Here is a 12,918-nt window from a genome sequence, read left to right as displayed (position 1 = left end):
ATTATGAAAACACAATCTTTTATAAAAACAAAAACATCTTTAGTACTCCTTTTTGTTTTACTTATGGGTGCTGGAACATTATTTGCTCAAAGCTATAGCTATGAAATTGAAGATACTTCAAGTGGTACAGGTGGCACTCGTGTCTATGTTGTGAAGGACTCTGATGGTAATTATGTAGGCCCTGACAGCAACGGTTCTATGCCTTTTTTTTGGTATGTTGATGATCCTTTAGCATATTATATAACCGCTCTTGTAGATGGATATTATGCCATAAGTATAACATGGGGCAGTCAAGGGTACGTTGGCTTATATGCGATAGGTACTGGAGACAACGATATTTATGCCGATCTCTCATTATATAGATAAGTACAAACAACTATTACCCTCTACTATTACTCGTGTACTAGCAATTTGGCTGTAACCAAGTGTCGTATCGAGTAGGTAAGAAAAAGCGAAGCCACATTATAACCATATAGTGTGGTTTTGTCTATGAGTTTATTGAATTTCTGCCACTAGGAGGTTAAAGGTTTGTTTTTGTAGGCTTCTTTAAAATGTTATTTTTGAGGTTTCGTTTTTAATGATGTTTTTTACAATAACCCATTCAAAGTATAAATTTCTCAAAAACAAGCCTATTTAACAAATATCAAAATATTAACAAAACACACTACTAAATAACAAATACATATTCATATACACAAAATACTAACTAATTATCATTTTTATTCATTTTTTTTGTTTATTTTCGTTTTGTGTAATTGGTAAACCAATTTGGTTATCCAATTTAATTAATCAATCTGGTAAACCGATTTCAAAAAATTGATCATTATAATATAGATAAAACCTTAGCAATAAACTAAACATTGCTGACTCTAAACTATACTATAAGATTATGAAAAAACACAATTACTTAGTAATTTTAATATTACTCGCGTTTACCCCTATGATAGGTCAAACTACTCATAATATTAATGACCCAGAAGATCTTACAAATTTATCACTTTCAGCTGGAGATGAAGTTATTTTGGCTAACGGCACATATTCATCAGATGAAAGAATTCAATTTTTAGGAACAGGCACTTCTAATAACCCAATTACGTTTAAACCAGAAACTCCTGGTGGCGTTATATTTACTGGTGGTTTACAAATGGATATAGCAGGGAGCTACCTTGTTGTTGATGGATTTTATTGGAATGGTGGATATGGAGCTAGTAACTTTATTCAATTTAGAAATGGGACAACATATGCTCAGAATTGTACCATTAAAAACTGTGCCATTAACGGTTTAACTGTTAGTCCCGATGATTTGGAGTCTGGAACTAGTGTTAAACACAGGTGGGTTGTGTTGTATGGAAATTATAACAATGTAATAAACTGTTCCTTCATGAATAAATCTAACGCTGGAGCTACGATTTTAGTTGAACTTGAATATAACGCCGAAGCCAATAGATGTACTGAAGTAGGACATACAATTAGTAATAATTACTTTTATAAATATGATAAGATTGATACCTCATTAACTAATGCTGGAGATAGTGAAACTATTCGAGTAGGTACTAGTGAATTTCAAAATGTAAATTGTGCAACTACGGTAAGTAATAATTACTTTGTAGAAGCTGATGGCGAAAACGAAATTATTACTAATAAGAGTGATAATAATATATATGTTAATAATACATTTAGAAGATGTAGAGGTTCTTTAGTATTACGTCATGGTTCTGGTGCAACGGTAGATGGAAATATTTTTTTAGGTGAAGATGTAGATGGTACAGGAGGCATTAGAATTGTTGATAGCGACCATACAATTACTAACAATTATATTCAAGATTGCATTACAGTTGTTGACCAAGCCAAGTGGAATAATGGTATCACTTTTATAGGAGGTGGCGATAGTTCTGTAGATAACTGTACTTCTACAAGTGTTTCAAATGGCTATCAAATATCACAAGATATTGTTGTTTCAAATAACACCATTGTTAACACAAATGCCCCTTTGTTTTATAATACTGATAAAGGTTCAACTAATGTCACTGGAACATGTTCTAATAACTTAATTTATTTTGATCAAGGCGCTTCAAATTTAACAGACATTATTTCTGGTGATACCACGAGTTCTTATTCAAGCATGGGCACAGCACTATCTTACAGCGGAAATGTTTATAATGTAGCTAGTTTAGGAACTACTAGTTCTGAGGCAGTAAATGGTTTTTCGGTAGCCTCTTTAAACGCTTCTAATAATGGAGAAATTTATAATATATCAGGTGCATCAGGTAAAGGAGCCAATTTGAATGGTTATGAACCTACTACTGATAGCATGGTAGGTAATGGTATTGGAGCTTGTTTTATAGGCGCAGAAGGAAATAACTTAACAGACTGTAACGGATCTACACCAAACTATCTAACAACAAACTCACTAAGTCAATTTTCTGCTAATGGTGGCTCTCAAACAATTACAGTAAGCTCTAATGTAAGTTGGACTGTTTCTGAAAGTAGTTCTTGGATTTCTGTAAACACAACTAGCGGTTCTAATAACGGTACTGTTTCCGTTACAGCTAGTGCTAACACAGCCACTTCAACTAGATCTGCTTCTATTACCATTTCGGGTGGAAATATTACTCGTACTGTTTCTGTTACTCAAAGCGGTACAACTGTTACTCCTTCCGATAATTTAGCTATAAATGGAACGGCTTCACAATCTACTACAGCTTATAATGGTGTAGCTTCCCGTGCTATTGACGGAAACACTAACGGAAGCTACTCTAGCGGATCCGTAACTCACACTTCTTCTATAACAGGCTCTTGGTGGCAAGTGGTTCTTAATTCGCAAACAAATATTGGAGATATCACGATCTACAATAGAACAGATTCTTGTTGTATAAACAGATTATCTAATTTCACTGTTTATGTTTACGATAGTAGCAACAATCAAGTTTTTAGCCAAACTATTACTGAAGCACCAAACTCTTCTGTAACTGTTAATGCTGGTGGAGTTTTTGGAAATACCATTAAAATTGTAAATAATTTAACCAGTACACCTCTTTCATTAGCAGAAGTAGAAGTATATGAAGGAGAAGGTAGTTCTACATCTTGTAGTTCTGGAACAAACTTATCTTTAAATGCGACAATCGTCGATTTTAGTACACAAGAAAATACTACCAACACGGTTTTAAATATTATTGATGGGAATGACACCAATAGATGGTCTGCTTCTGGGTTTCCTCAATACGCCGTAATTGATTTAGGAGATAGCTATAGTGTAAATGAAGTTAACTTAGCAACTTATAATGATAGAGATTATCAATTTACTGTAGAAGGCTCTACAACTTCTGCGAACTCTGGTTTTTCTACTTTAGTGGATGCTAGTAATAATACAGACGATGGTCCTATTAATGAGACTTTCTCTTCGCAAGAAGCACGTTATGTAAAACTTACCATTACAGGCGCTAATAGCTATACAGGAACATGGGTATCTATTGCTGATTTTGAAATTATTTGTGCAGGTACAAGTACTGCTAAAACTGATACAAAAAAAATCGTTTCTAACAGTCCTGCTGTATTAGAATTTAAAGCATATCCGAATCCTTTTTCTAATACAATTAATATAACCACAGATACGAATGATACTATTATTTTAAAACTAGTTGACTTAGTTGGTAAGACCATTAAAGAAAAAACGATAAATTCTAATGCTTCTTTAGATAACCTTGACAACTTAGCTAAAGGGCTTTACTTCTTACAAATAATAAACACTAATACACAAACCATAAAAGTCCAAAAACTTATTAAAAAGTAATTACTTTTTCTTTAAAACCTGAGTTCGACGTAAGGAAAATGAGGCTGTTTTCACAAAAAACTGTTTATCAAATGTTTATATTAACAAAGTGAGTTTTAGATATCTGAAACATATTCAAATCTATTAGTTTCAAGCTAAAAATCAATAAATATACCATCTTCTTCCTTAAATTATCATAAGCTAGCTAGTCTATGATAATTATAAGTTGAATCTAGCATATTTATTGACTTTTATCTACGATCCTTACGTCGAACTCAGGTTTAAACAGAAAGTGCATGTGATTAAAAAATCCACATGCACTTTTTGTTTTTTACATACTACCAATTTTAAAAAAAACAATAATGGAAAAACTAACTTATTAACTTTAAAAATGGTCTTTTTTATTCAAGATTTTTATTTACCTTTGGGCTCTTTTTTAATTGGTAAACCAATCTGGTTAGTCAGATTAACGAGCCGATTTAAAAAAATTTGAACATTATAAAAATAAATTAAAAACCTTAGCAATAAACTAAATATTGCTGCCTCAAACCCTACTTACAAGATTATGAAAAAAATTAACACAAAACACCTACACAAAACAATACAGTTTATACTTATATCCTCTTTTATTCTTATAAGTATAACTAAATTAAATGCACAAACATTTCCATTACCTTATGAAATTGTAAATTCTTCAACCTATGAAGATAGTGAAATCTATGTAGGCTTAGTTGGTAAAATTAATGATGGAGAGGATGTATGGATGGATTTATCTACCAGTACCATAAATCCAATGTTGGTTACAGATAATACTATTGACGGACCATCTTATAATGGAAACAATGGTCCTGGAAACAATGCTAAGTATGCCGATTGCTTTACAAAACTATCTGATATTCCTAACAAAACCATACAAATACCACAAATTTATGCGGTACGTATTTTTATAGCTTTTGAAGAACAATTATATCTTTATTTTTTTGGCGGAAATGGAGGTTATTCTGCTCCTGCAATATCTAATGACTCGGATCCTAACCAGAACATAAGATACGAAATGATTGAACTTACCTACGGAGACAACGGACTTTGGACTAATACGACTCGAGTAGATGCCTATCAATATCCTATGGGCTTAGAAGTTTGGGGAGAAGATGGTTTCTATAAAAAAGTTGGAGAATTAAAAACACATCAAGAAATTTTAGATGAATGGACAGCTAGAGTTCCTGATGCGTTTTTAGCTTGTTTAAATACAGATTTAGGCATTATTGAAGCACCTTCTAAAACCAGTGAATTTCAAGAAGGTGGTGCATATAGTGATTATTTTGGAACGTATGTAGATGCAGTATGGGCTAAGTACAGAAATGAAGACTTAAATTTAAGTATCGGTGAAGCTGGTTTTTGGATCGGAAGCGTAAATAGTGATAACGAATTTATTTTTACAAACGCCAATGGCGTTGTAGGTATGATTAGTGATAAACCAACTACTCCAGAAATACTCGAAGCAAAAGGTGTATTAGCAGAAGATGTTTCTTCTACTCCTGATATTCATGCTGATAAAAATATACAAAAACATTTCAGTGCTGCTTTTAATCGCGGTGTTATTGATATTAATGCAGATAATGGTGAAATAATCGAATGGTCAAATGAAGATGAATTTTTCACGAATGATCCATTTAATGAATATGTGAAATTTTGGCACTCTACAGATATTAGTTTTGAAGGTGAAACTTATGCTTTTGCTTATGATGATGTATTTGATTTTTCTTCAACCATTCAATCTACCGTTCCTAGTAACGTAAGAATTACTATTGGTGGTTTTTCAAATGTTAACAACGAAACTAATTACACTTCTATACCTTCTTTAATTGAAGCTGAAAGTTTCATTTCTCAATCTGGAACTCAAAGTGAAGCTTCACATGATACAGATAATGGCACTTCTATTGGATGGATAGATAGTGGCGATTACTTAATCTACAATATTAATGTTCCTAGTTCTGGAACATATTCTATTGACTTTAGAATTGCTTCTATAAGTCAAGGTGTCGAATTCGATATATATCAAGGAATGTCTCTAATAGGTAGTATGTCTAGTCCAGCTACTGGCGGTTGGTTTGCTTGGGAAACAGTTTCTGTTGATGTGAATCTTACAGAAGGAAACCAAACATTAAAATTACTAGCTACAGGATCAGGTTGGAATATTAACTGGTTAGATATTACTTCAAGCACTAATACTACACCACCACCTTGTACTGCTGGAACAAACTTATCTTTAAATGCGACAATCGTCGATTTTAGTACACAAGAAAATACTACCAACACAGTTTTAAATATTATTGATGGGAATGACACCAATAGATGGTCTGCTTCTGGGTTTCCTCAATACGCCGTAATTGATTTAGGCGACAATTATAATGTGAATGAAATTAACTTAGCAACCTATAATGACAGAGATTATCAATTTACTGTAGAAGGCTCTACAACTTCTGCTAGTTCTGGTTTTTCTACTTTAGTGGATGCTAGCAACAACACGAGCTCTAGCCCTATTAATAAAACTTTTTCTACACAAGAAGTACGTTATGTAAAACTTACTATTACAGGAGCTAATAGCTATACAGGTACATGGGTAGCGATTGCCGACTTTGAAATTATTTGTGCAGGTACAAGTACTGCTAAAACAGATACAAAAAAAATCGTTTCTAACAGCCCAGCTGTATTAGAATTTAAAACATATCCGAATCCTTTTTCTAATACGATTAATATAACCACAGATACGAATGATACTATTATTTTAAAACTAGTTGACTTAGTTGGTAAGACCATTAGAGAAAAAACGATAAATTCTAATGCTTCTTTAGATAACCTTGACAACTTAGCTAAAGGGCTTTACCTCTTACAAATAATAAACACCAATACACAAACCGTAAAAACCCAAAAATTTATTAAAAACTAGTAGTCTTTTTTAAAAAACGAAAAGTGTATGTGAATTTTATTCATGTGCACTTTTTTAATTTTTATATGTTTTAACTATTAATATTAAGCCAAAAAAAATGGAGTTAGCCCAGCTGAAAAAAAGAAAATACTGTTTTATTTTATGAAGTTTTCACTGTTGGAGAGGAAGATAGATCTTCTAAGGTATTATTTCTTAATACTTTTAAAGTATTATCGCGCACTTGAATCATAAGTTTATGAACACTACACTCATGCTCATCTGGACAGTCATCACATTTCTCATAAAAGTTTAGACTCACGCAAGGCACCATGGCAATAGGCCCCTCTAAAATACGCATAACATCTGACATTTTAATTTGGGACGGTTCTTTTATAAGATAGTAACCACCATGTTTTCCCTTTTTTGAGCCTAAGAAACCCGACTTCCTAAGAGTTAACATAATGCTCTCTAAAAATTTTTGTGGAATATTTTCGTTTTTTGATATCTCACTTATTTGAACAGGGGCATCTCCTTCGCTTTTAGCGATGTAAGTAAGCGCTTTTAATCCGTACTTCGTTTTTTTAGATAGCATGTGCTAATATACTTAATTTAAAGCATGTACCAAATGTTAGGCAAAACCTATGGATTCAACATTAACTAAGAGACCTCTTACTAATCTAAACTTTTGATAAAAAATAGGCCTTATTTTTATTAGTATTTTTTGAATTGTAATTGGTCAATAACTTTTAATCTAAAAATTCTCAGACCCTTGGTTCGAACCTGTTTGCTGACAAAGACAGGGATAGTCAGTTTCAAGAATTTTTTTATTATTTCAACTTAATTCTATTAATTATTCATTTGAAGCATTATTCTTTAGGATAATGCTTTTTACTTCATTTAAATAACTCCTACCTATGGTATATCTTATACCAGCTATCTCAACGCTATTACCTTCAACAGTTTCCACTTTTTCAATTGGAATTGTATAAGAACGATGTATCCTTATAAATCTATCAGATGGTAATTCATCCGTAAAACTCCCTAAGGTTTGATGTACAATATACCTATTTGTATGCGTATTTATTTTTATATAATCTTTTAAACTTTCTATAGATAAGATCTCATCCAAATAAACTTTTGCCATTTTCTTTTTATCGACTTTAACAAAGATAAAAGCTCTCTCATTAGGCATAATAATATCCTTGGTCTGGCTATGTGCTTTAAATGCTTTGTTTATTGCCATAATAAACCTATGAAAAGGAATGGGCTTAACTAAATAATCCAAAACTTCTAATTCATAACTCTCCACTGCAAATTCTTCATGAGCAGTAGTTATAATAGTAATAGGTTTTTTATCTAAACTCTTTAAAAGATTTAAACCATCTAATAAAGGCATATTAATATCTAAAAAAAGTAAGTCCACAGTATTGTTTCTTATATAATCAATACTTTCTACTGCATTACTAAAAGAACGAAACAGCTTCAACCCTTTCGTTTGCTCTATATAACTTTTAATAACATTAATTGCCAATGGCTCATCATCTACTATAACACATTTCAAACTCATACTACTTTTATTTTAAGAGTCACAATATATTCTTCATCATCGCTATTGATATCAAGATAATATTCACCTTCTTTATAACCTAATTCCAATCTCTTTTTTACATTATCTATACCAATGCCGCCATGGGTCTCTTTTATGGCATTATTATCTCTCAATGCTGCGATTGGGTTAGAAACTCTAAAGTGAAGAAAATCTCCAATAACATTAAAATCAATATTAATTTTTACCTCCCCAATGTTTTTATTTGCCCCGTGTTTAAAAGAGTTTTCTATAAAAGATAGTAATAACATCGGGGCAATTTCTTTATCTTCTATGTCTCCAGAAATATCTATATTTATCTTTAATTGGTCACCATATCGTATACGCTCTAAATCCAGATAATTTTGTAAGCAGATGATCTCTTTTGTTAGGCTTTGCCTTTTTTGTTTTGTTTCGTACAAAAGGTACCTCATCAATTCTGATAATTTAAGAATTATCCTTGGAGCTTTATCAGATTTCTCAATAGTTAAAGAATAAATATTATTTAAGGTATTAAAGAAAAAATGTGGGGAAATTTGAGTTCTTAATAATCGCAACTCTGTTTCCAACTGCAGCTTTTCCATATCTATAAGCCTTTTATGCTCTCTAATCCAATCAAATGTTACTTTTATTGCTGTTACAAATGTTATAACATACAGTTCCCCCATCATCATTTCAATAGCATAATTTAAAGTAAGTGTTGAGGTTACTTCTGGTCCTTCTGGCCATACATTATTACTAACCAAAAAGTAGGTTAAATTAAATTTTATAATAAGCATAAAAAACAAAGAAGCACTTAGAACAATACCATACACAAAGTATTTACGGGTATAAATAAACTTAGGCATTAAGTAATATAAGTTAAAATAACATAATGTCATATGAATAGAAAAACCTAAAAGAGTGGTTTTAAAAGCATACTCATAGTCATTAAAGTAACTTCCCCATCTAAATGTTGTAAACAGAAAATAGACTACCCAAAATATGACATGATGCCTTATGGTAATATTAAAATTGCTATTGTCATTTATATTAATAACTCCTGTGGTTTTTTTAAACATAACACTATTTAGTTTTTATGACGTTTAGCTTCATACAGCTGTTGTTGGTCTAAAAATATTTGTTAAATAACTAAATTTATAAATATTATAACTTTATAATATTGTATTTAACAAATACACAAAAAGCTAATAGTAGAAATGTGATTTTTTAAAAGTGTGCTTGTGGTATATAAAAGTATAGCAAATATAGAAAAAATTACTAAATCAACTCTTTTTTTTTGTTTTTTTAAACTAAGTATTTCTCATAATAATCTGTCTCTATCAGTGTTACTAGCGGCATTCATGGGTGTGTTTGCTATATTTGTAAATTTAGCTCTCACTAATATTGTTAATGATATTTATAAAGAATATCAACAACCTAAAACATTTATTAAATACGGCTACCTATCCTCCTACGAACTGTCGTTTTAGATATAATTGGGGCTATGAGCAAATGTTTCAAAATGAATTTGGTTGAGATTTAATACTACTTTTCTTAGTTCAAGATTTTTTTATTTCAAAATAGGTTTTCGCACAGTCTAACGGTTAGTATGAGAGCAGCAATGAATTAAATTCACTTACTTTCCAGATAGCTATATTAAACATAAAAGCAATAGCGGCTTGGGTTGTAACCCAAACCGCTATTGCTTTTACACATCTTTGTTCTGCCAGCTTTTATTTATTTTTTAAAATCGGTCATATTCAAATCATTATTAAATCGAATATTAGACCAAGTTACCTCTATCCAAGGCTTATCGCTTACTTCTGCATTCCAATTCGATTTTTTATAACGTCGTTTTGTTGGAATCAACATGCCATCTATTTCTTCATATTGGACTGTCATCAAGTTCGGTGTTTCCATAATTCCAAAATCAGCTACGGTAAAAAGAAATTGATCAACCAGTAGTGTATTCTTGTTTAAATAAAGTTGATAAATGTCTGTTAGTTTTCCCTCATTTGAATTAAAGGTGACTTTAACGATATCATATGCTATTTCATTTAATGTTTTTTCTCCAATATATTCGTAGTTCAGTCCTGTATCCAATAATTTTTGGAACATTGTAAACCAATAAAAGTTTGTTGGCCTGTTAAAAGCGACTCTTTTTAATCGGGTTGTATCATTTAAGACTTTTTGATTATGCTTAAGCCAATACTCACTGCCATCATAACCTTGCTCTATTTCTCCTTCTAAATCAGGAAAAGTACGTTGATGTTGCTTGTAAGAACCGTAAGACAATTCTCCGTTAAATATGTATTTTTCTGTTGAAACATCACTTTTACCATCAGGAGTTTGATACTTATACGTATAAATTACATCCTTTTTTTTCCTAAGTGAATTGTAGTTACCCACTTTTTCCACCATTTTATAAATTAACTCATGTCCCTTGTTTTTAAAAGTCTGATGCGTCTCTTGTTGAGACTCTGTTTTATTTTTGCTATTACAAGAAAAAAAAAGGATACTTAAGATTGTGATTACTGATAAACTGAACTTCATGTTGTTGTTTTTATAATATATTAATTTAAAGGTACTTTCAATAGTTTGAATTTTTAATGTTGTTATAATTCATATCAAAATAACTAAACAAACGTTTAGATATTGAATAAAAAATATTAGATATTATTAAATGTCATTTCAATATAGTCTTGAATTTCTCTTTGACTGTTAACTCTTGTAGCTGTAGCCAAACCATGCTTTGCTAGTAATAAAAAATTTGCTTGTTTCTCTATTGTCTCTTCATCCTTGGTGACATCCATCCTTAATTTGTTAACAAATAGGCTTTTTAAGTTTTCCATAAATGCCTCCATTTCATTTTTCACTAATTTGTCCTCACTTTGTGAAAATTCATGGTAGGTACTGGTTAATAAGCAGCCTTTTTGATTCCCGTCTTGATAGCAAATATCAACAGAATCGTAGAAAAACGCTTTAATATCTTCAACACCATTAGTAGCATTTTTGAATTTTTCAAACATGGCGCTTACTTTTCTTTTGTAACATTGTAAGCTTTTTAAAAAAACACCATGTTTGCTCCCAAAACTAGAATATATTGAAAATTTATTGATGTTCATTTTTTTTTCAAGCATTTGCATTGATGTGTTTTCATAGCCATTTCTCCAAAACAATTGCATTGCTTTATCAATAACCTCTTCTTCTATATATTGTTTTTTTCTAGCCATGAATTTCTCAATTCAATACAAATCTAAACAATAGGTTAGAAACAACAAATATTTTTTTAACTTTTCTATATATGGCATCTAAATCTGATAAGCCAATCAATCTTAATTTTAATCTTTCAATTAATATTAAGGTTTTAGTTATTTTTTTGATGACGTTTAAGTAGTTCTTACTTCTTTATTTTATACCATTTATAATCTTTCCCATCTCCATCATATTCGCCCACCTTATATAAGGTTAAACCATTCTTTTCAAGAACTTTCCAGGATCCGACATTTTCTGGCATAGCGATTCCAATAATTTTGTCCAGCCTTAAATTTTCAAATCCAAATCTTATAATTTCCTCGGTAATTTCAGAAGCAATCCCTTTCCCCCAATATTCAGGTAAAAATCTAAATCCAATGTCGGTTTCATTTATTTCAGGCAAATATTTAAGTCCAGCAAAGCCAATAATTTTATTTTCAGGTTTGTAAATTGTAGCCCATCTTCCATAGCCATATTTTTTATAGTCTTGAATCCAAATATCTTTAATGATTTCTTTTGCATGGTCTAATGATTTTATTATCTCATCACCAGTATATTTATGAAGTTCGGTATTAGAATTGAATTCATATACTGCTTCAAAATCATTCATTGTGAATTCCCTTAGAATTAATCTTTCTGTTTCTATTATTGTATTCATTTATTTATACAGCCTGACAGTTTATAATTACCCTAAAAGTACAAAAACTCGGTTTACCGTAAAGCCAAATTGCGCTTGTTATTTATCTTTCTCTTCTTGTTAAATGCTAAAGCTCAGATTTGGCAGAACTTACAAATAGGTACAATCTTTTGTAAGGCGCTAAACAACTAACTACTATTTTTCGTATATGCCTTTTTTAGCGGTTCATTATGTGATCCAGTGAGTTTGACAATAAAAAATTCTTAAAACTGACTATCCCAGCCTTTGCTTACAGGCAAGCCCGCCCCAAGGCTACCGTTTGGACACAAATATTGATACATACATATTTGAAAAAATATTGAAATGGAAATAGTTAAAAAGACAGCGAAGAAAAGCCAAAGATATTTTAAATATGGGCTCTCATTTATTGTTAATACTTTATTAAATATTGAAAATCAATATAGCAATAATCTATTACTATTTTTATCATATTCTCAGTTAAGTAATACAAAATATTTCCGTAACTTTAAACTATAGATTATTAGTGTTTTTAATTCACTAAGAAATCTATTTTTTTACTGCTAAATTATACCTAAACCACTAATCAAACTTAGGTTAACCAGGCTTATAATAAAATATTATAGCCGTTCTACTAGTTAAGAGACAAAAACGAAATTGGGTTTAATTTTAAAGGAGATTAATCAATCATGATCATCGAAAAGAAAATGATCCAAAAAAGGTTGATTATGCAAAAGACACAT

General features: G+C 30.9%; 9 protein-coding genes. 3 read left to right on the top strand and 6 right to left on the bottom strand.

Annotation, left to right across the window (positions count from 1 at the left end):
• Window positions 1-3: 3 nt before the first annotated feature.
• From Q4Q40_RS02540 to Q4Q40_RS02530, 3 genes are all read left to right on the top strand, one after another.
• Window positions 4-366: a hypothetical protein gene (locus Q4Q40_RS02540; protein ID WP_303300108.1), complete on the top strand. Its 363-nt coding sequence runs from the start codon at window positions 4-6 to the stop codon at window positions 364-366.
• Between the two features lie 523 nt (window positions 367-889).
• Window positions 890-3,790: a chondroitinase-B domain-containing protein gene (locus Q4Q40_RS02535; protein ID WP_303300107.1), complete on the top strand. Its 2,901-nt coding sequence runs from the start codon at window positions 890-892 to the stop codon at window positions 3,788-3,790.
• A 544-nt stretch (window positions 3,791-4,334) separates the two neighbouring features.
• The gene (locus Q4Q40_RS02530) at window positions 4,335-6,719 is read left to right on the top strand and encodes a beta-1,3-glucanase family protein (protein ID WP_303300106.1); all 2,385 of its coding nucleotides are present in this window, start codon (window positions 4,335-4,337) and stop codon (window positions 6,717-6,719) included.
• Between the two features lie 139 nt (window positions 6,720-6,858).
• Here Q4Q40_RS02530 and Q4Q40_RS02525 read toward each other — a convergent pair whose 3' ends face one another.
• From Q4Q40_RS02525 to Q4Q40_RS02500, 6 genes are all read right to left on the bottom strand, one after another.
• Complete coding sequence (locus Q4Q40_RS02525) at window positions 6,859-7,290, bottom strand: RrF2 family transcriptional regulator (RefSeq protein ID WP_303300105.1); 432 nt, start codon at window positions 7,288-7,290, stop codon at window positions 6,859-6,861.
• 258 nt (window positions 7,291-7,548) lie between these two features.
• On the bottom strand, window positions 7,549-8,265 hold the full coding sequence (locus tag Q4Q40_RS02520; RefSeq protein WP_303300103.1) for a LytR/AlgR family response regulator transcription factor: 717 nt from the start codon (window positions 8,263-8,265) through the stop codon (window positions 7,549-7,551).
• The gene (locus Q4Q40_RS02515) at window positions 8,262-9,344 is read right to left on the bottom strand and encodes a sensor histidine kinase (RefSeq protein ID WP_303300102.1); all 1,083 of its coding nucleotides are present in this window, start codon (window positions 9,342-9,344) and stop codon (window positions 8,262-8,264) included. The genes Q4Q40_RS02520 and Q4Q40_RS02515 overlap by 4 nt, the downstream gene beginning before the upstream one ends.
• Before the next feature lie 658 nt (window positions 9,345-10,002).
• On the bottom strand, window positions 10,003-10,818 hold the full coding sequence (locus Q4Q40_RS02510; protein WP_303300101.1) for a DUF6503 family protein: 816 nt from the start codon (window positions 10,816-10,818) through the stop codon (window positions 10,003-10,005).
• Between the two features lie 116 nt (window positions 10,819-10,934).
• Window positions 10,935-11,498, bottom strand: a complete 564-nt coding sequence (locus Q4Q40_RS02505; protein ID WP_303300100.1) for a TetR/AcrR family transcriptional regulator — start codon at window positions 11,496-11,498, stop codon at window positions 10,935-10,937.
• Window positions 11,499-11,665: 167 nt separating this feature from the next.
• Entirely contained in the window at window positions 11,666-12,178 is a 513-nt protein-coding gene (locus tag Q4Q40_RS02500; RefSeq protein ID WP_303300099.1) for a GNAT family N-acetyltransferase, read from the bottom strand.
• Between the last annotated feature and the right edge of the window lie 740 nt (window positions 12,179-12,918).

It is taken from the genome of Flavivirga jejuensis (assembly GCF_030540765.1).
GTDB lineage: Bacteria > Bacteroidota > Bacteroidia > Flavobacteriales > Flavobacteriaceae > Flavivirga > Flavivirga jejuensis.
Note: the sequence above shows the minus strand (reverse complement) of the source record. Positions and strands in the feature narration are given on the sequence as shown.